The sequence below is a fragment of the Novosphingobium sp. P6W genome, from assembly GCF_000876675.2.
Taxonomy (GTDB): domain Bacteria; phylum Pseudomonadota; class Alphaproteobacteria; order Sphingomonadales; family Sphingomonadaceae; genus Novosphingobium.
Map to the genome: position 1 here is coordinate 1,807,657 of NZ_CP030352.1, position 17,203 is coordinate 1,824,859.

The 17,203-nt window shown below is 62.0% G+C and carries 19 protein-coding genes; 4 read left to right on the forward strand and 15 right to left on the reverse strand.

All coding sequences use genetic code 11. The features are described 5' to 3' along the window. Positions 1-33 precede the first annotated feature (33 nt). The 12 genes from TQ38_RS08740 to TQ38_RS08795 all read right to left on the reverse strand — a co-directional run bounded on the left by TQ38_RS08740 (position 34) and on the right by TQ38_RS08795 (position 10,745). Positions 34-255 (reverse strand): DUF2274 domain-containing protein, encoded by a 222-nt coding sequence (locus TQ38_RS08740; RefSeq protein WP_043977816.1) that lies wholly within the window; start codon positions 253-255, stop codon positions 34-36. Next, positions 255-1,499, reverse strand: a complete 1,245-nt coding sequence (locus TQ38_RS08745; RefSeq protein WP_370059800.1) for a TrbI/VirB10 family protein — start codon at positions 1,497-1,499, stop codon at positions 255-257. Before TQ38_RS08745 ends, TQ38_RS08740 begins: the two co-directional genes overlap by 1 nt. Continuing rightward, positions 1,499-2,464, reverse strand: a complete 966-nt coding sequence (gene trbG, locus TQ38_RS08750) for a P-type conjugative transfer protein TrbG (protein WP_043977818.1) — start codon at positions 2,462-2,464, stop codon at positions 1,499-1,501. The genes TQ38_RS08745 and trbG overlap by 1 nt, the downstream gene beginning before the upstream one ends. Next, positions 2,461-3,144, reverse strand: a complete 684-nt coding sequence (gene trbF / locus TQ38_RS08755; protein WP_043977819.1) for a conjugal transfer protein TrbF — start codon at positions 3,142-3,144, stop codon at positions 2,461-2,463. Before trbF ends, trbG begins: the two co-directional genes overlap by 4 nt. A 6-nt stretch (positions 3,145-3,150) precedes the next feature. Beyond that, positions 3,151-4,524 carry a P-type conjugative transfer protein TrbL gene (gene trbL / locus TQ38_RS08760; RefSeq protein WP_043977821.1) on the reverse strand — a complete coding sequence of 458 codons (1,374 nt, stop codon included), beginning with the start codon at positions 4,522-4,524 and terminating at the stop codon, positions 3,151-3,153. Beyond that, positions 4,521-4,808, reverse strand: a complete 288-nt coding sequence (trbK-alt, locus tag TQ38_RS08765; RefSeq protein WP_162792228.1) for a putative entry exclusion protein TrbK-alt — start codon at positions 4,806-4,808, stop codon at positions 4,521-4,523. The genes trbL and trbK-alt overlap by 4 nt, the downstream gene beginning before the upstream one ends. Continuing rightward, entirely contained in the window at positions 4,774-5,493 is a 720-nt protein-coding gene (gene trbJ / locus TQ38_RS08770; protein WP_043977823.1) for a P-type conjugative transfer protein TrbJ, read from the reverse strand. Before trbJ ends, trbK-alt begins: the two co-directional genes overlap by 35 nt. 2 nt (positions 5,494-5,495) lie before the next feature. Then, positions 5,496-8,000, reverse strand: a complete 2,505-nt coding sequence (trbE, locus tag TQ38_RS08775; RefSeq protein WP_043977825.1) for a conjugal transfer protein TrbE — start codon at positions 7,998-8,000, stop codon at positions 5,496-5,498. Beyond that, the gene (locus tag TQ38_RS08780) at positions 7,997-8,266 is read right to left on the reverse strand and encodes a VirB3 family type IV secretion system protein (RefSeq protein WP_043977827.1); all 270 of its coding nucleotides are present in this window, start codon (positions 8,264-8,266) and stop codon (positions 7,997-7,999) included. The genes trbE and TQ38_RS08780 overlap by 4 nt, the downstream gene beginning before the upstream one ends. Then, entirely contained in the window at positions 8,266-8,601 is a 336-nt protein-coding gene (locus TQ38_RS08785) for a TrbC/VirB2 family protein (protein ID WP_043977828.1), read from the reverse strand. Before TQ38_RS08785 ends, TQ38_RS08780 begins: the two co-directional genes overlap by 1 nt. Then, positions 8,601-9,581 carry a P-type conjugative transfer ATPase TrbB gene (gene trbB / locus TQ38_RS08790; protein ID WP_043977830.1) on the reverse strand — a complete coding sequence of 327 codons (981 nt, stop codon included), beginning with the start codon at positions 9,579-9,581 and terminating at the stop codon, positions 8,601-8,603. Before trbB ends, TQ38_RS08785 begins: the two co-directional genes overlap by 1 nt. 234 nt (positions 9,582-9,815) lie before the next feature. Next, positions 9,816-10,745, reverse strand: coding sequence for a nucleotidyltransferase and HEPN domain-containing protein (locus TQ38_RS08795; RefSeq protein ID WP_043977831.1), 930 nt, complete (start codon positions 10,743-10,745; stop codon positions 9,816-9,818). Positions 10,746-11,401: 656 nt separating this feature from the next. Between TQ38_RS08795 and TQ38_RS08800 the strand changes: the two genes are divergently transcribed. The 4 genes from TQ38_RS08800 to TQ38_RS31285 all read left to right on the forward strand — a co-directional run bounded on the left by TQ38_RS08800 (position 11,402) and on the right by TQ38_RS31285 (position 14,774). Further along, a complete protein-coding gene (locus tag TQ38_RS08800) occupies positions 11,402-12,331 on the forward strand; it encodes a sce7726 family protein (protein ID WP_043977833.1) in 930 nt (309 codons plus the stop codon). Positions 12,332-12,338: 7 nt separating this feature from the next. Then, complete coding sequence (locus tag TQ38_RS08805; RefSeq protein WP_043977834.1) at positions 12,339-13,280, forward strand: sce7725 family protein; 942 nt, start codon at positions 12,339-12,341, stop codon at positions 13,278-13,280. An 8-nt stretch (positions 13,281-13,288) separates the two neighbouring features. Next, the gene (locus TQ38_RS08810) at positions 13,289-14,320 is read left to right on the forward strand and encodes an RES family NAD+ phosphorylase (RefSeq protein ID WP_043977836.1); all 1,032 of its coding nucleotides are present in this window, start codon (positions 13,289-13,291) and stop codon (positions 14,318-14,320) included. A 319-nt stretch (positions 14,321-14,639) separates the two neighbouring features. Then, positions 14,640-14,774 carry a hypothetical protein gene (locus tag TQ38_RS31285; RefSeq protein WP_255417941.1) on the forward strand — a complete coding sequence of 45 codons (135 nt, stop codon included), beginning with the start codon at positions 14,640-14,642 and terminating at the stop codon, positions 14,772-14,774. Positions 14,775-14,931: 157 nt separating this feature from the next. Here TQ38_RS31285 and TQ38_RS08820 read toward each other — a convergent pair whose 3' ends face one another. From TQ38_RS08820 to TQ38_RS08830, 3 genes are all read right to left on the reverse strand, one after another. After that, the gene (locus TQ38_RS08820) at positions 14,932-15,192 is read right to left on the reverse strand and encodes a hypothetical protein (RefSeq protein WP_162792229.1); all 261 of its coding nucleotides are present in this window, start codon (positions 15,190-15,192) and stop codon (positions 14,932-14,934) included. Positions 15,193-15,278: 86 nt separating this feature from the next. Then, a protein-coding gene (locus TQ38_RS08825) for an IS3 family transposase (RefSeq protein ID WP_113941902.1) occupies positions 15,279-16,456 on the reverse strand; the annotation gives its coding sequence in 2 pieces (ribosomal slippage) (positions 15,279-16,192 and positions 16,192-16,456; 1,179 coding nt in all). 68 nt (positions 16,457-16,524) lie between these two features. Continuing rightward, positions 16,525-17,166 (reverse strand): SOS response-associated peptidase, encoded by a 642-nt coding sequence (locus TQ38_RS08830; RefSeq protein ID WP_043973260.1) that lies wholly within the window; start codon positions 17,164-17,166, stop codon positions 16,525-16,527. Positions 17,167-17,203 lie beyond the last annotated feature (37 nt).

The following is a 17,203-nucleotide window of genomic DNA, read 5'->3' on the forward strand; positions in this document are numbered from 1 at the left end:
TCGGTACAAGTCACTTTATTGTCATAAAGGCATTTAGCCGTTTTTCGGACGGCGGATGAAGCCGCGATCCGCAGCCATGAACCGCTCGATCATTGGCGGAATGAGGCGCTCGACGGGCATGGCCTTAATGAGGCCAGTCTCCGTAGCATGGGCTTGCGCGTAGGCGAGGAGGTCGCGGTGTACCGATGCCGGCAACTCAATCGAGATCTTCACCGGTTTGTCGTCTTCAATCGGACCCAGCCTGAGCCGTGCCATCAATATCCTCCCTCTGCAGGATCAAGAACGAGATCGCGGGTAACGAGCACCCGTACGGGATAGCCTGATCGGATGCTCAGTGTAGGCGACAGGCCCGCCTGCCGTTGGACGAGGGCGCGGCCGGTCTGGTTGACCGTGTCCTGAGTCCCGTAACGCAGCGCGGCGACAAGATCGTTGTCGCTTTGGGTAGCAAGCTGGGTTCCGACACCGAGCATGGTCGAGACCAGCGCAGCTTTGAAGATGCCGCCCCAGTTGTAGTCGACGCTGTCCGTCAGTCCCGCCATCCCGGCCGTATCGGCGCCAGGAAGGCGATCGAGGAGTATGGAGTTGCCATCAGGGAAGATGAGCCTGTCCCATGCGAGAAGTACCCTGGTCTGACCGGCTGCCACGGCGCTGTCGTATTCCCCGACGAGCCGCGAGCCCTGAGGTATGAGCAGAATACGCCCGGTCGGGCTGTCGTACACGTTTTGCGTGACCTGGGCCGTAATCTGTCCGGGCAGGTCCGAACGGATTGCAGTGATGAGCGCCGCAGGGATTATGCTGCCGGCCTGAAGGACATTGGGTGATGCGGGAGCGGAGATGCGCGCTGTGCTCATGGCGACCCCGTCGGGCTTGATCTTCAGGAAGGCAGTCTGCCCCGTTTGAGCGCTGTCGTTGGAATTCTCTGGTGCCGGGACCGAAGCAGGGGCGGTGTCGGCGATCGCGGCAATGGTCTGCGGTCCTGCTGGCGCTGCGCTGCCGACGAATATCTGGCTGACGCGGGCGGAATTGCGCTCCTGCGATCGGCGCTCCTCTGCTTGGGCAGCCAGTGTCGAATGACTGGCATATCCTGCTTGTGCTGCTGACCCGCTGGATGTAGCCGGTGCGTCCCGGCCCTTGGCCCGAGCCGACAGGATCGGCCGCCCGAGGTCACCAGGCAAAGGCGGTCCCAGGCGAGGAACGTTCGTGTATTCCGCCGGCGCGCCGATCAGGGCATCGGGTTTGTTGACGGCCTCGGTGTCGATCAGGTTTTCCGTCTGATCATGCGTCACCGGCCGCAGCGCATATAACAGTGCCCCGCCGATCGAGAGACCGGCAAAGGCGCCGATCGCGGCAAGTGCCTTGCGGGAAAGCCGCATCACTTTGGGAGGATCACGGCGCAGCTTGAACGCATCGTTCGCCTCGGCTCCGGTGGCAGGCGAAGCCGCGAGATCTTCTGCCACGGAGACGGGCACGGGCTCCGCTTTGTCTGTTGCGCCATCCATCATGGCCGATGCCGCCGATTTTTTTGGTCGGTGCCCGCCACGATCTGCACCCGCTGCGCGCCCTTCTTTCCGCCGAGCCGCAGTTCGGCCTTCCCGAAGAGGCGATCGACCACCATGAAGCGGCCCTGGACCCGGTAATTGACGAGTTCGGCCTCGCTATCCTCACCGAGCACGAAAAGGGGTGGCATTTCGCCGGTGGCGATGCCGATCGGAAACTCGATGTAGGCCTGCCTACCGTCGTCGAATGCCCGAACGGGCCGCCAGGCTGGACGGTCGCCGTCGATAGCATACGCGAAATTGAGAGCGGCCGGATCAATCCCTTGCGCAATCGGTCTCGTTCGCTCCAGCGTCTCAGCCGCCGTGCGCAGGGCAATGAGCTGATCTGCGGGGTAAGTCCACGAGACACCGGCCATGTAGGTGGCTGAAGTAGCCCGCAGCTCAAGATGATAAGTCCGGCGGTCGGTGTTGATCACCAGATTTGTCGCGATGTCCGGACGGGTAGGCTTGAGCAGGATGTGGACGTTGCGCGCGGCCGGCGAGCCGCTCACCGTATCGGCAATGATCCAGCGTGTGGTATCTCCGGCGGCGACCGGTCCCGGTCCGACGAGCGCCTCGCCGTCCTGCAAGGCGATGTCGGTGACCTGTCCTGGGGCTGCGTAGACTTGGTACAACGCACCATCGCTATAGGCATACTGCTGGATCGCGTTGATCCAGCCTGCGCGATCGGGCTCTATACGGGCCAAGGCGTTCGCAGCGCCGATCCTCTCCCCGGGCCTGTCGGCGCTCAAAGGCGCAAATGAAACGGAAGGCTTGGTTTCCGGCGATGATCGCGATCGTGCCTCGTCGAGGTGGATCGCTTGCTCGCGATCCGGTGTCGCCCGCACCGGCGCAGCGAGTGCGGCGGCGACCGCTGCAATCGCGGCGAACGTCGATCGAGAGGAAAGTCTTGCAGCTGCGGAGATCATTGGCTGAGTTCCTTCGACCAGTTAAGGGCATCGACGAAGATGCCAAGCGGATTGCGGCGAAGACCATCGGCGTCGCGGGGGGGATGCAGCGCGACCGTCACGATAGCCGACCAGCGGGTGGTCTGTGCCAAGGCTCCATCCTGATAGCGGCGCTCAGTCCAGGCGACGCGAAAGCTCGACGGAGAGGCTCGGATCACGCTGGATACGTCCAGCGCGACCTGGCTTTTGCCGACGAGGGCAAATGGATCGTTGCTGCGGGCATAGTCGCTCAGGGCGAGGGCACCCTTGTCGCTCGCAAAGTCGTAGGCCCGCAGCCAATTCTGGCGCAGGATCACGGCGTCCGCAGGGACTGAGCGAACGTTTTCGATAAAACGGGCCAGGTGGAATGCGATCTGCGGATCGGTGGGGCGGTAACCAGCTTGAGCAGGTGCGACTTCGCGCGCCTCGCCCAGCTTGTCGACCTCAACGACCCACGGGACGATTGTGCCACGGGCCGACTGCCAGACCAGCCCACCGGCCAGTCCGCCAGATAATGCGAGAGACGCCAGGCAAGCGAGCCGCCAGTTCCTCGCCTGAACCCGGGCAGACCCGATGCGATCGTCCCAAGCCTGCGCGGCTCGTTGGTACGGCGTGACCGGCTCGGGCTGGCGCCCGTAGCGGATGGAGGAACGTTTGAACATCGGATGTCAGTCCTTCTCGCGGATGTCGGGACCGGCGCCGCCGCCGTGGCTGTCACCGGCCTTGAGACTGTGCGCGGCCATGGAAGTGCCATGCGCCACGCTTTGAGATCGTTTCATCGCGCCGGCCCATGCCGGGGGAGCGGTTGGGGCCGGAGCTGTTGTCTCGGGCACCGGCGAGGGCGCGTTCGCCTCCGGCGCGTCCGCGCGGCTGGCTGCGGCTGCCCCGGCTCCGGTGCCGGCGCGGAACTGCGCGCCCAGACTTTGCGCTACCCGAGTGGCGGCGCTGCGCAGCGGCGACGTCACGGTTTCCCCCGTGCTGCGCAAGGCGGTGCTCGCCGTTGCCATCGTGCCCCTGACCATGGCGCTTGCGCCGGATCGGCCCGCAGCGCCCGCAGCATAGGCGCCTTTCGCAGCGCCCGCTGCCTTGGCGCCGGATCGTGCTGCCGCACCTGCCATCTGGCCGCCAGCGACTCCGGCGGCCTTAGCCGCGCCCGCTGCCATTCCGGCACCGGCTGCGCCCGCTGCGAGGGTGCCGCCGGCGACCAGGGCCGTCCCCGCAACGGCGCCTGCGCCCAGCTGAGGACCGCCCGAGACGATGCCGTTGGCGATACCGGGCCCGAAGATGCCAAGACCCAGCAATGTCAGGGCGGCCAATGCGAGGGCCATGACCTGCCGGAGGTTTGGCTCCGCCGGCATCGCGGCCCCGGTGAACTGAGCGAACAGGGTGGTGCCGATGCCGGTGATCAGCGCAAGGACCAGCAGCTTAATGCCCGATGATACGATATGACCCAGAACGCGTTCGGCCATGAAAGCGGTGCGACCGAAAAAGGCGAACGGGAGCAGCACGAAACCGGCGAGGGTCACCAGCTTGAATTCGATGATGGTAACGAAGACCTGTACGGCGAGAATGAAGAAGGCCATCACCACCACAAGCCAGGCCACCAGCAGCACGACGATCTCGACGAAATTGGTGAACAGGCCCACTGGGCCGAGCAGATCGGCCGTGGCATCGAGCAGGGGCTGGGCGGCGTCCAGACCGGTCGCTGCGACGGTGCCTGGCTTCAGGAACTCGGCGAGTGCGATCGCATCGCCGCTGGCCTTGAGGCCGAGGCCTGCGAAGGATTGGAACAGGATGTTCGCGAGTGAAGAAAAATTGCCGATGATGTAGGCGAAGGTTCCGATGTAGAGGGTCTTGCGGACCAGTCGCTGGAGCACATCCTCATCCGCACCCCAGGCCCAGAACAGGGCGGCTATGGTGACGTCGATCCCGATTAGGGTGGAGGACAGGAAGCCGACCTCACCTCCCAGCAACCCGAAGCCGCTGTCGATGTAGCTGGTGAAGACCGCCAGAAAGCTATCGATAACACCCGTGTCGTTCATTGTGCGGGCTCCCGGTTGCCGAAGAAGCGGCGCCGATGCGCCTCCCAGGCGGCCTGGCATTGGGGATCCGGCGTCGTCGCACTGCGGCAATGTTGCGGCGGCCGCGAGATTTCAGACGTATCGGTTTTGGCGGCCGACGCGCCGCTCGCGACGGGAGCGTGCTCGCGGCGGTTCGCTTGCATGGCAGCGACGGCCAGGACGATACCTCCCATGCTGGCGACCACCGCGATCTTCACGCTGGGCTGCACCTCAATTTCCGGTGCGGAAGCGGCGAAAGCGTTCACGGGCCTCGGCCTCGATCGCGGCCCCCCGTGCGGCGTCCAGCGCCTGCGAGCGGCCTTGCGCGGCCAATGCAGCAGTGAGGTCGGCGAGTTGCTGCGACTGCAGCGCCAGCAGCTGATTACCGGCCTGGGCTGCCTGGAGCGCGCCGCTGGCCGACTGGCTGGCTCCAACTAACGTGTCAATGCTCGAACGGGTGCCGCCGATATTGGCGACGACGCCCGCCTGGACGGACAATGCGTCTTCGAATGAGCCGACGCTGTCCTGCCAACGTGCGTCGGCGTTGGCGATCATGCGGGCGTGGTCGCCTTGAAGGGCGGCGCCTTTGTAGCGATCGGAGAATGCGCCCTGGATCGATTGCACGTTGTAGGCGATGCGTTGAGCCTGCCCGAGCAGCGCCCGGGTACTTTCGACCTGGCCCTGCAACGTCGTGAGGGTCGATGCCGGCAGGCTTTCCAGGTTCCTCGCCTCGTTGACGAGGCTGCTTGCCTGCTGCTGGATCTGGGTAATCTGATTGTTGATCTGCTGGAGGGCGCGAGCGGCCTGGAGTACGTTCGATGCGTAGTTGGTGGGATCGTAGACGACCCCGCCGAACTGCGCATTCGCCGGTGACGCAAGCATGGCGCCAGTGATCGGTAGGCAGGAAAAGGCGCCGGCAAGCAGGACGCGGCGCAGCATGAACGGACTCATCGTCAGGGCTCCTCCGGGAATAGCGATGGTTTGATTGACGCGGCTAGGGCCGTCGTGCCTCGTTCGGGGAGCAATTGGGCGGCCCAGTCGAGACCTCGCTCGCGAAGCCACGCCGCGGCGAATGCTTCGCTTCCGTGCGCATCGACCAGGCTGGAAATGCGGCTCTGATCGGTCTTCGAGGAGACGGCCGCGAAGGCAAGCGCGACTTCTCCCAAGCCCAGTTCGAACAGGCGATTGCCGTTCGGCGATTGATAGTAGTAATCGCGCTTGGGGGCGGCGCGGCTCAAGATCTCGATTTGCCGCGCATTGAGACCGAACCGCGCGTAGATCGCCGTGATCTGCGGCTCCGCAGCACGAGGGTTCGGCAAGAAGACCCGGCTCGGGCAGCTTTCGATGATGGTCGGGGCAATAGCCGAGCTCTCGACGTCCGCGAGGCTTTGCGTCGCGAAGATGACCGAGGCGTTTTTCTTGCGCAGGGTCTTGAGCCATTCGCGCAAAGTCGCGGCAAACGCGGGTTGATCGAGTACCAACCAGCCCTCGTCGACGATGATGAGCGTAGGGCGACCGTCCAGGCGGGCCTCGATGCGGTGGAAGAGATAGGAGAGCACCGCACCGGCGGCTCCCGAGCCGACAAGGCCCTCAGTTTCGAAGGCGATGAACGAGGCACTGCCAATGCTCTCGTTGTCTGCATCCAGGAGACGGCCCCAGGGTCCGCCCAGGCAATAGGGAAGAAGTGCCTGCTTCATCGCCTGCGACTGGAGCAGAACCGCGAGGCCAGTGAGTGTTCGTTCAGAAACGGGGGCGGAAGCCAACGAGTTCAGAGCCGACCAGATATGGTCCTTGGCCGCCGGATCAATCGGCAGGCCCTCCTGGCTCAGGATCCCGGCAAGCCATTCCGCGGCCCAGGCCCGCTCGGATTGGTCGTTGATCCGAGCAAGCGGTTGTAGGCTGACGCTGGTGCCGGCCATTTGCTCGCCGCTCGGACCGCCCTCATCGTCTATCCCGTGCAGCGCGCCGCCAAGGTCCTGCCAATCGCCGCCGCAGGCAATCGCCGCTGCACGGATCGAGCCGCCGTAGTCGAACGCGATCACCTGGCTCTGTTCGTATCGTCGAAACTGGAGTGCCATGGTCGCGAGCAGGACGGACTTGCCGGCGCCGGTGGGGCCCACCACCAGCATATGACCGACGTCGCCAATATGAAGGGACAAGCGGAACGGGGTCGAGCCTTCGGTCTTGCCATAAAGCAAGGGGGCATCACCGAAGTGCTCGTCCCGTTCCGCCCCCGCCCACACAGCTGACAGGGGGATCAGGTGGGCGAGATTGAGCGTGGAAATGGGTGGCTGCCGGACATTGGCGTAAACATGGCCAGGGAGCGATCCGAGCCAGGCCTCGATCGCATTGAGGCTCTCGGTCGTGACGGTGAAATCGCGGCCCTGAATGACCTTCTCGACAAGGCGCAGCCTGTCGGTTGCGATAGTCGGGTCGGTGTCCATCACCGTTACGGTGGCTGTGACAAGTGCGATGCCGGCGTGATCGGCGCCGAGTTCCTGGAGAGCGAGATCGGCGTCGGCTGCCTTGTTCGATGCATCGCTATCGGTCAGCACCGAGGCTTCGTTGGTCATCACTTCCTTGAGGATGGCCGCGACCGACTTGCGCTTGGCGAACCATTGCCGGCGGATACGCGTCAGCAAGCGGGCCGCATCGCTCTTGTCGAGCATGATGGCGCGGGTCGACCAACGATAGGGGAAGGGCAGGGCGTTGAGCTCGTCCAGCAGTCCCGGAAAGGTCGCGATGGGAAAACCGGTGATCGTCGCTACGCGCAGATGATGGTCGCCCAGCATTGGCTCGAGGCCGCCGGTGAGCCCCTCATCGGTGAGCAAGGCGTCGAGATGCATCGAAGTCTCGGGCACACGCACGCGGTGACGCTTGGTCGAGATCGTCGAGTGCAGGTAGGTGAGCGTTTCGGTATCGTCGAGCCAGGCAACTTCTGGCATGAAGCCTTCGACGAGCCCCAGCACACGGTCGGTACGATCGATGTAGCCCTTGAGCATCTCTTGGGGATCGACGCGATCGCTACGCCGCCCCTCGTAGAGCCAGCTTTCGGCGCGAGCCGCGTCTTCGGCGGGCGGCATCCATAGCAACGTCAGAAAATAGCTGCTTTCGAAATGCGCGCCGGCCTCACGGAATTGTTCGCGCCGTTCGATATCCAGCAGCGCGGAGACGGGATCGGGGAAGGTGCTGTCGGGATAGGCGAGGGCTGGTAGGCGCTGGGCTTCGACGAACACCGCCCATCCCGATCCGAGGCGACGCAGGGCGCTGTTCAGCCGCGCGGTCACGGCGATCAGTTCGGAAGGCGTCGAACTGTCCAGATCGGGCCCGCGAAATCGCGCGGTGCGCTGGAACGAACCGTCCTTGTTGAGAACGATGCCCGCCTCTACCAGCGCGGCCCAAGGCAGGAAGTCGGCGAGCATGGCTGCGCGTGGGCGGTACTCGTGGAGGAACATCATGGCTGCATCCAGACGGGGTAACGCAGGTGTCTGCGGGCAACGTCGACGAACTGCGGATCGCGCCGTGCCGCCCAGACCGAAAGGGCGTGGCCTACTGCCCAGAGCAGGAGGCCGACCAGCCACAGCCGCAGGCCAAGTCCCACCGCGCCCGCGAGAGTGCCGTTGACGATGGCGAGGGAGCGCGGCGCACCGCCGAGCAGGATCGGCTCGGCCAGCGCGCGATGAACGGGGGCGTGGAAGCCTGGCATGTCGTCGGTCCTGGCCATCAAACCAGTGCCCCGCCCCCGAAGGAAAAGAACGACAGGAAAAACGAGGATGCCGCGAAAGCGATGGAGAGGCCGAAGACGATCTGGATCAGCCGCCGAAATCCGCCCGACGTGTCGCCGAATGCGAGGCTAAGGCCGGTCACGATGATGACCATGACCGCAATGATCTTGGCTACGGGCCCCTCGATCGATTCCAGAATGCTCTGGAGCGGTGCCTCCCAAGGCATGGATGAGCCGGACGCGTAGGCGCTGGCGGGGAGCAGCACGGCGCTGGCGGAAAGGGCGGCGCAAATGCGGCGGGCACGTCGTGCGCCATTACGGAAAGGAGAGGTCATCAAAAATCTCCGTCAGGTGAGGGCAGGAGGGTGAGGCGGTAGTCGCCGGTGAGAGGTTCGAATCCATCCACGCGTGCGAGTTCGGAAAGCCGGCGGCCGGCGCTGTCGCGCACAAGGACGGCCACAAGGCCGATGGTCTCGGCGATGGCTTGGCGCGGTACGGTGACCACCGCTTCCTGTATGAGCTGCTCCATTCGGCGGAGCGCGCCGGCGGCGCTGCCGGCGTGAATGGTGCCGATGCCGCCGGGATGGCCGGTACCCCAGGCCTTGAGAAGATCGAGAGCTTCGGCGCCGCGCACCTCGCCGATCGGGATGCGATCGGGGCGCAGCCGTAGAGAGGAGCGCACAAGCTCCGCGAGCGAGGCGACGCCGTCTTTCGTGCGCAGCGCCACCAGGTTCGGGGCGGTGCACTGCAATTCCCGGGTGTCTTCGATCAGGACGACGCGATCGCCGGTGGCGGCGACTTCGGCGAGGAGAGCATTCGCGAGGGTGGTCTTGCCGCTTCCGGTCCCCCCGGCGACCAGGATGTTGAGCCGTCCGACCACCGCGACCTGCAGTGCCTCGGCCTGCCGTGCGCTCATGATGCCAGCGCCGACGTAGTCATCAAGGGAAAAGACGGAAACGGCAGGCTTGCGGATAGCGAACGCGGGGGCGGAGACGACCGGCGGCAGGAGCCCTTCGAAGCGTTCGCCGCCTTCAGGCAGCTCGGCAGAAACGCGGGGAGAGCCAGCATGCACCTCCATGCCGACGTAATGCGCCACGACCCGAATAATGCGTTCTCCGTCGGCGGCACCAAGGGCTACGCCGCTGTCGCTCATTCCCGCTCCCAGTCGGTCGAGCCACAGCCGTCCGTCCGGGTTGAGTATGATCTCGATGATTTCGGGGTCTGACAGCCAATCGGCGATGGCATCGCCCATCGCGGTGCGCAGCATGCGAACACCACGTGCCTGGGCGTGTGATCGGCTGGATGGCGTGTCCATCGTATCCCCGTTTCGTTCGCCGGTCGAAAATGACCGGAATGACGGGGACGATTAAAAGACGCAGAAAATGGCCGAGCTCAACAGTGTTCTGCGTTCGTCGCAACACAGCGAAGTAAAACAGGTTCTGGCGTAGTTCCATTATGATATGCTGCAGATTCTGACACTCAAACGTATCTGCGGCGAGGGGTATGGCACCGAATTACCGACACATGTAATGGCGCGTCGTTCCCGTAATCAGTTGATGGAGGACACCTTGGCCTCAAGAGCAGACAGGCGTTCGGTGCAAATGGTGTGAACCACTGCGCCCAACTCCTCGACTCGTTTCGCTAGCCAGTCCAACTGCTCCGCGCTGATCTCATAGTGTTTCGAATACCGCGCTTTCACGTAAGCTTCCTTGAGCCTTTCCCACGCGGTTTGATCGACGCGGCGTTCGCGTGGCCAAACATCCACGAGGCGACGATCAAGACGTTCGGCTTGGGTGCGAAGAAATCCAATGTTATGGACGTGCGGCGTGTAAAAAGTGCTCACAAGTAAAACGCAATGGTACAGTCGTTCTGTGGCTTGGTGATAGAGAAAGGCGCTAAGTTTAAGATCTCCATCTCGAATTGCATAGCCGGCATTGCGCGAGAAGCTTTGAGCGGTTGGAAGCCAATCTTGGAAATATTCTTTTGCCATCGCCAATGCGTCTTCAGATGTTTTTGGCTTGGCGACATGCAATTCACTGTCGTCAAATTGATAAAGCGCGATGCCATCGCGCCGCAAGTCGATGAAGAAATATCGACCATGGGCAAGCCCGTCATTGACCTCCTGCAGTGAATGAACAATAAAATTGACCGGTGTTCTCAGGCCATGGGTAATCGCCAATTCGCGATTAAATCGATCTTCAAGCTTCAGCCAATAATCAACACGATCGGTCAAGCGTTTGTCATTGACAATGATCAGTATGTCGAAATCTGACTGGTAGCCCTTTGCCGTATGTGGTTCGTCCACCCAATCACCACGAGCATAGCTGCCGTACAGGACGATTTTGTCGATCCGCCCCCGCTTTTTCCACTCATGTTTAGCGAGTGCTAAGGCATCATCGAATTCTTCGAAGATGAATTGTACGACGCGATCAAGCTCACGTTGCTTCTGCGCGGATAGATGTTCAAGATTGGTGCGCATGCGTCAAGCCAAGCGACTGTCGGCGAGCCGCGGTACATCGGCGCTATAGCCCTGATCGACCGTCATGGTCACGTGATGAAGAGGGCCAAACGAAGTTTCTCCTGCAACCAAAAGAAAGGATTTCCGCCGAAATTTTGGCATGATCTTCAAATCGCCTCCTACCGACATCCACTGACGGGAAGATAGCGCTTCCCCCTATCACCATTGAATCACAACTGGAAACTCGGCGCAATACGGAGGTGGCCAGACGCTGGGCGGAATGCCGCTTGCGTCATGATCGCAGACGCTTCGGAGCCCAAATCGGGTTCGCGGAATTGCGCCTTCATTTATGGCAAAAGATGGGACTTTCCAGTCAGTCCGCTTCCGAGCAATAATATCAGGATAGCTGTCGTTCCCCGCCTTGGATGCGGGTGTCAACTGCCGCCAACATGGCGCTCCGTTACGCCCTTAGAGGCAAGGCCATGGGCATCGCTAGGACGATGTCCGGGGACAGAGACGCTTGGCGCACAAAGCAGGTACCCGGCCCGCATCAAGGTTAGGCGATAGCACGCACAGCACTTGCAAAAATGCCGTCAGCGAAACCGCGGCGCGGATCCGGATGCATCCCAACGCCGAAAATTGTCGCTTCTTAGCAGGCACTAGTCTAGATCGTTCGCATGACAGTGCGTCCTGACGCGCGGTCACTTGGAGCTTTTGAATTGACGTCGTCGCTATCCGAACTGAGCGCGCTTGATCGCCTGTTCTCGTCTGCCGTTTTTCAGGAAATGGCCAGGAAGGGGCGCTCGCCCCTGTTCAGCCGCCTCATTTACCAGGCGGGCGTTGTAGAGCGCTGCGGAAAAGAGGCGACCGTCGGCTCGGCATTCGATACTGCTTTTGCGCGCCTCCGGACTGCAGGAAGCCGGAACGAATACGTCTATCGCGCGGCGGTCACCAAGAACGTGCTGCTCGGCAAACACTCGCTGCGCACCGCCTCGATGCTCAACGAGGTGCGCGCTGGTGGCTGCAAGGCGGATCTCGTCATCCTGAACGGCACCGCTAGCGTCTATGAGATCAAGTCCGAGCGAGATTCCCTCGCGCGCCTCGTCAATCAGGTCGCCAACTACAAGCGCGTCTTTGCGACGGTTAATGTCATTGTCGGGGAAGACCATATCGAAGGTGTCCAGCGGGTGCTGGACGGCGATGTCGGCATCCTGATGCTGTCGCGGCGCTACCGGATTTCCCAAGTGCGCGAGGCCGTGGATGCGCCTGAGCGGACTTGCCCTGCAACCATCTTCGAGACCCTGCGATCGGCCGAGGCCGTGGCCATCTTAAAGTCACTCGGCATCACCGTGCCAGATGTTCCGAACACGCGGCGTCATGCCGTGCTGCGTGCGCTGTTCGCCGAACTGGACCCGGCCGATGTCCACTGCGAAATGGTCAAGACTTTGAAACGGACACGCTCTCTGGTCCCTCTAGCAGAGCTTGTTGCACGCCTCCCGGTCTCGTTGCAAGCTGCAGCTCTTTCGATACCGGTCAGGCACGGCGATCACGACCGCGTCGTCAGCGCGGTCGAAACACCTCTCGAAATAGCGATGGAGTGGGCATAAACCGACGATGTATCATCCCTATTTTCGCGGCAAGCAGTTCGAACTCATCACCATTCGAGAGACAGCGGGGGTAATGGCACAAGCGGGGTTTGTGCCGATCATCGAACCGGTCAAGGAGACTCTGAAGGGACTACATAGGGCCCTGCAGACGGTCTGCGAAGCGGACGGCAAGGCGATCGTCATCGTCAATCCCTACGTCGGCGATCATCAGGACAACGGGACCGGTATTACCGGTCTCCTCGCCCAGGAGTTTGCAGACAATGCGGCGATATCTGCCGGCATACTTCTTCGGGACGACATGAGCCTCGAAGATGCCTACGCGCTTTTCGAAGCCCACGCTGCACACGATCCGGTATTTATCCATGCCGGTTTCGGGGAACAGAAGGCTTTGGCTGAGCAGCTTGGCGCAGGTCTAAAGGACACCCGCCATGTCTTCATTGAGAAGCATGCAAGCACGCTCTACCGCAAGCCCTTTGCGGCCGCGCGCCGGGTTCTGGTCCGCGATGGCTTCGAGAAGCTCAAGAACTCGGAATATGCCAAGATCCCTTCGGAGGAGTTCTCCGAACTCCACATCACCTACGGCGACCTTGCCATGGAGGGCTTCGGCGATTTCCTCATGGTGGGCGACAGCTACTCGGAAGGCGGTGGCCCCGCCTACGCAGTCGCGATCCATCTCACGTACATTGACCCCGAGCGCGACGACGTGATGTATATCTACCATTTCGTTTCGACCACGAATGATACTCCGACCGACCCCGCCGGCAAGTTCGGACAGGCGCTGGAAAAGCTGATCGCGAAGCTCGGGGTCGGCAATTCTAAGCTTTTGGAAACCTCGGCAATCAAGGAATTTCGCGATCTCCATGCCAAGGGTCATTTTCCGGGGCTTGGCTACGTCAAGAAACTCTCGATGAACCATCACATCGAGACGCTTGCCGACTTTCTTTCCTGAGGCGGGTCATGGCCAGACATCAGTGCTGCCCGGAATGTTTCGGCGACCACCATTTGCGCGACCAAGTATTCCCGTTCCTTGGGGCGACCAGTGGGCAATGCAACTATTGCGGGACGCAAGATGCCCTACTGATCGAGCCTTCTGCCCTGGCAGATTGGTTCGGCCCTTTGATCAGCGTATATGAGCCGCATGAAGATGGCGAACCGATAGCCGAATGGCTGAAACGGGACTGGCAGCTGTTTTCCCATCCCAGAATGGATGCGGCACACACCAAGGAACTGCTCGCCGACATTCTCGATGACGGCGAAATCGTGCGGGGAAAGTTCATTCCCTCGCCAAGCTACAAGAGTGAGGCGCTCATGCAGTGGGAGACCCTGCGTGACGAAATGATGTACCAGAACCGCTGGTTTCTTGACGTCAGTTTCGACAAGGATCGGTTGGCCCAGCTGCTGGATTATCTCGTCGCGACCGACTTGCCGACGCAGTGGTTTCGCGCCCGTATCCGCGCTGGCGATGTCAATTACCCGATTGCGGAAATGGGGCCTCCGCCAAAGCGTTTGGCAAGCCATGGTAGGGCAAATCCCGCTGGCATTCCCTACCTGTATCTCGGCTCTACTGCGACTACGGCCGCTGCCGAAGTGAGGCCGCATACCGGCGAAATCGCGTGCGTTGCCAACTTTGAAGTTCCGCCCATCCGTGCCGTGGATTTGCGTGCGCCGCGTAAGGGAGTTTCTCCGTTCATCGTTCAGGATCCAGGTGCGATCGGCCAGCTACGAGCCGATCTCCCGCTGCTTGAACGCTTAGGCGAGGAGCTCACGCGCCCGGTTTTGCCATCGGGCGCGGCGATCGACTACATCCCAAGCCAATATCTGTGCGAGTTTATCAAGAAGCTTGGGTTCGACGGCGTCGTCTATCGCAGCTCGGTAAGCGATGGCATTAACCTAGCCCTCTTCAATCCGACGCGAGCCACCGGCGGCGGCGTATCGCTTTACAGAGTCTCGCGGGTATCGGTTGAAGTGGCGGTAGCGCCAGCAGCTTGAAGCAGTCGTTCTGGGACCTTCCTGCCGGACAGCTTTCAGGTTTGGGGCAGTCCAAAGCCGTCGGTGGGTGGTGTTGCAACCGTCCGGTTTTGACGCACCTTCCTTTCCCTTTCTGAAACCTGTCAGCCACTGGACTGGCGAAGCCGGGCCAAAGGCGTGAGCGAACCCCATGCGCTGCAGTGGACGCGGCCGATCAGCTTTCGGAGGCGACCATCACCAGCCCGAGCGGCACACATTTTTCTCTCGCAACAAAATCGGTATGCCGGCCCCCGGAGGGTAGCATGTAGAGGATGTGGAGCGGCAGAAATTCGCCTGCTGCTTGGAGTTCCCGCTTCAGCTGCGAGAGTGGGTCACCGCCGGGCCCGACTACCAGAATGTCCGCCGCACGTTCGCGCTGTTCCGCCTTTGCGAACAGGGCTTCTTCATCCGAGCGCTGGCGGCGGATGACGGCTAGCCCCCACCATCACTCCGGGACGATCGATTTCGGACTGCCCGTCGCCAGTGAACTCTCAGGAATTCGAATTGCGGACCCGAACGAACGGTGGTTCTCCAGGGACGCCGCACGGTTCAGGCATGAGCAGGCACCCGCCACCCTGAGTTGGGGCGCTAGGTCACTCAGCGGCGTCCAACTCGTCATCCAAGGATACGACTTCTATCGCCGGACCTTGCAGAGCGGGCAGGTTGGAAGTCGCAGGAGCCATCCATGACGGCAATTTCCCTGCGGCCTCGTCGGCTTCGAGTTGCTTGGCGACTTCGGCAAACGGATGGCGGAAGAAATGCTGATTAAGAGCGTCGGCAAGGGCCTTCTCTTTGCCCGCACGCGCCAGCGCCAGAACGGCATCGCCGTCCTTCCAGTCGATCTTCGCCTTCACGCGGCGGGCCTGTTCATCTTGCAGCTTCGCCAGCGCATCAGGCGCGATGGTATGATCTGCCCCCACCGAGTGGACCGTTTGGTTTGTTAGTGGATTAAGCCCATCGCCGCCATATCCGGACGGAGGTGGAGCGAAGCGGAACCGGAGGCCGGATATGGCGGTGTCGCCGTTTCCGGTGCCGGTGGTCGGTATCCCAGACTGCTATGCGGGCGGACGGTGTTGTAATGCCGCCGCCAAGCTTCGATCAGCACCTTGGCTTCGGCGAGGCTGTAGAAGATCTCGCCGTTGAGCAGTTCGTCGCGAAGCGACCCGTTGAAGCTTTCGTTATAGCCATTCTCCCATGGTGATCCCGGCGTGATGTAGAGCGTCTTCACGCCGATCTGCCCCAGCCATTGCTGGACGGCGGTCGCGATAAATTCGCTGCCATTATCGGACCGTATATGTGCCGGAGGGCCGCGCGAGATGAACAGGTCGGCTAAGGCCGCCAGAACATCCTCATGCCTGAGCCGACGCGCCACGACGAGCGCCAGGCACTCCCGGCTGGCCTCATCGATGATGGTCAGGATGCGGAACTTGCGGCCATCATGCGTGCGCCCTTCGACGAAGTCGTAGGCCCATACATGTCCCGGATATTCCGGCCGCAGGCGGATGCACGATCCGTCATTGAGCCATAGACGCCCGCGCTTTGGCTGGCGCTGCGGGACTTTCAGTCCTTCACGCCGCCATATCCGCTCGACACGTTTATGGTTCACCGTCCACCCTGCATGGCACAGCAACGCCGTGACCCGGCGGTAGCCGTAACGACCATATTGCTTCGCCAATGCAATGATGTCCTCGGTCAGTGCCTGTTCGTCATCTGCCCCGCGCGGCATCTTGCGCTGCGTCGATCGATGCTGACCCAGCACCCGGCATATCCGTCGCTCGGATACCCGGACTGGCAGATCCCGTCGTACCTGATCGATGCAGCGCCGCCGCCGCGCGGGGCTCAGAAGTTTCCCCGTGCAGCCTCCTGCAGGATCAGCTTGTCCAGCGTCAGGTCCGAGATCGCCCGGCGCAGCCGCTGGTTCTCCTTCTCCAGATCCTTCATCCGCCGCGCCTGATCGGTCTTCAGCCCGCCATATTCCTTGCGCCACCGATAATAGGTCTGCTCGCTGACCGCGATCCGCCGGCATGCCTCGGCAGTCGAGGCTCCCTGCGCTAGCACAATCTCAACTTCACGCAGCTTGCCGATGATCTCTTCCGGCTTGTGCTTCTTGCTCGGCATTCAATGCCCCTTTCATGGTCCAGACTATCATAGTCTCTGGGCCACTCAGCGGGGGGCAGATCAACTTATCAGAGCAGCGTCGGCCGGGCGTCGCTAGCGGTACGCGCGCTAGCGTTGAACCAAGGCTCCGGCGTTCGGTCCACAGCGAGGGGCCCTTCCCATACTTGGCATAGCGTGAAAGCTTCCTCGGGCGGGCCATCAATCCAGCGTGACCAGTCTTCGTGCGCAAGAATGGTAGGCATGCGATCATGCACGTCTCCCATCATTTCACAACCGTCGACCATGACCATCGAATAGGCATCGCCCCATTCCGAGGTGGGGCGCCATACCCCCGCGACCGCGAAAACGTCCTGCTCCGGCAGCGAGTACCAGGTGCGCGTCATCCTGCCTTTTGCGCCCTCCGCCTCGGCCCAGGCCGTCACCGGGATCAGGCATCGCCGCTTGGCGAAGCTGTCGCGCCAAAAAGCGGTGTGCAGCTTGTCCTCACGGGTGTTATTGACCGGATTGGGTTTGAGCGGCGCCCCTGTCTTCTTGCTTTTGAGCACCAGAGGGAAGCCCCACGACATCGTGCGCACGCTGTCGCCCTCGACGACGAGACCAGAGTAGCCTGGATAAACCTCGGCCGGGAAGTTGGCTCCCGATACGACGGGTCGGCCGAAGAGGTTTGCAATTTCGGCGTTGCCGCTGGTCATGCGGTAGAGGTTGCACATCCCGGCATGATGCGCAGACCATTCGAGGAGTCAACTG

What these genes read in the sequence shown, in the direction of transcription:
- TQ38_RS08740 (WP_043977816.1), bottom strand. Translation starts at nt 255, where the DNA reads ATGGCACGGCTCAGGCTGGGTCCGATTGAAGACGACAAACCGGTGAAG.
- TQ38_RS08745 (WP_370059800.1), bottom strand. Translation starts at nt 1,499, where the DNA reads ATGGATGGCGCAACAGACAAAGCGGAGCCCGTGCCCGTCTCCGTGGCA.
- trbG (WP_043977818.1), bottom strand. Translation starts at nt 2,464, where the DNA reads ATGATCTCCGCAGCTGCAAGACTTTCCTCTCGATCGACGTTCGCCGCG.
- trbF (WP_043977819.1), bottom strand. Translation starts at nt 3,144, where the DNA reads ATGTTCAAACGTTCCTCCATCCGCTACGGGCGCCAGCCCGAGCCGGTC.
- trbL (WP_043977821.1), bottom strand. Translation starts at nt 4,524, where the DNA reads ATGAACGACACGGGTGTTATCGATAGCTTTCTGGCGGTCTTCACCAGC.
- trbJ (WP_043977823.1), bottom strand. Translation starts at nt 5,493, where the DNA reads ATGAGTCCGTTCATGCTGCGCCGCGTCCTGCTTGCCGGCGCCTTTTCC.
- trbE (WP_043977825.1), bottom strand. Translation starts at nt 8,000, where the DNA reads ATGATGTTCCTCCACGAGTACCGCCCACGCGCAGCCATGCTCGCCGAC.
- TQ38_RS08780 (WP_043977827.1), bottom strand. Translation starts at nt 8,266, where the DNA reads ATGGCCAGGACCGACGACATGCCAGGCTTCCACGCCCCCGTTCATCGC.
- TQ38_RS08785 (WP_043977828.1), bottom strand. Translation starts at nt 8,601, where the DNA reads ATGACCTCTCCTTTCCGTAATGGCGCACGACGTGCCCGCCGCATTTGC.
- trbB (WP_043977830.1), bottom strand. Translation starts at nt 9,581, where the DNA reads ATGGACACGCCATCCAGCCGATCACACGCCCAGGCACGTGGTGTTCGC.
- TQ38_RS08795 (WP_043977831.1), bottom strand. Translation starts at nt 10,745, where the DNA reads ATGCGCACCAATCTTGAACATCTATCCGCGCAGAAGCAACGTGAGCTT.
- TQ38_RS08800 (WP_043977833.1), top strand. Translation starts at nt 11,402, where the DNA reads ATGACAGTGCGTCCTGACGCGCGGTCACTTGGAGCTTTTGAATTGACG.
- TQ38_RS08805 (WP_043977834.1), top strand. Translation starts at nt 12,339, where the DNA reads ATGTATCATCCCTATTTTCGCGGCAAGCAGTTCGAACTCATCACCATT.
- TQ38_RS08810 (WP_043977836.1), top strand. Translation starts at nt 13,289, where the DNA reads ATGGCCAGACATCAGTGCTGCCCGGAATGTTTCGGCGACCACCATTTG.
- TQ38_RS08830 (WP_043973260.1), bottom strand. Translation starts at nt 17,166, where the DNA reads ATGTGCAACCTCTACCGCATGACCAGCGGCAACGCCGAAATTGCAAAC.